This is a genomic window from Tersicoccus solisilvae (assembly GCF_014643255.1).
GTDB lineage: Bacteria > Actinomycetota > Actinomycetes > Actinomycetales > Micrococcaceae > Tersicoccus > Tersicoccus solisilvae.
Genome location: NZ_BMJI01000073.1, coordinates 1 through 610, shown reverse-complemented (window position 1 = coordinate 610; position 610 = coordinate 1). Strand labels below are relative to the sequence as shown.

General features: G+C 52.6%; 1 protein-coding gene. It reads left to right on the top strand.

What is annotated here, in order from left to right:
• A partial coding sequence (locus IEX22_RS16300; RefSeq protein ID WP_188669278.1) for a DUF2333 family protein occupies window positions 1-520 on the top strand: 520 nt, incomplete at its 5' end.
• Window positions 521-610 lie beyond the last annotated feature (90 nt).

Sequence of the window (610 nt, the reverse complement as noted above, 5' to 3'; positions counted from 1 at the left end):
TTACCGGGCGCGGATGATGGATCCCAATAACCCGGATGCCCAGTTTTATGCCCGTGCCGATAACCTCAATGAGTGGTTGAAAGAGGTGCAGAAGCGTTTGGGCAGCATGTCGCAACGTCTGGCCGCCAGTGTGGGTCAGGAGCGGCTGAATACCGATCTGGCCGGCGACAGTGCCGCCCGTCAGTCGACCCCCAACCTGGCGAGTCAGCAGATTAAGACCAGCTGGTGGCAAATAGACGATGTCTTCTATGAATCCAGAGGCTCTGCCTGGGCTTTGCTGAATTTCATGAAGGCAGTAGAAGTCGATTTTGCTGACGTACTGAAGAAAAAGAATGCCGAAGTGAGTCTCAAACAGATCATCCGTGAACTGGAAGCGACTCAGCAAACAGTCTGGAGCCCAATGATCCTCAACGGTTCCGGATTCGGTTTGGTGGCCAACCATTCCTTGGTGATGGCCAACTATGTGTCCCGCGCCAATGCCGCGGTGATTGATTTAACCAACTTGCTTTCACAGGGTTAATTTATGAAAAAGACTTTATTGGCGACAGCCTTGCTGGCTTCTTTGATGGCGTCCTCCGCCCAGGCAGCAACAGTCGTAGGCTTTAAGGTA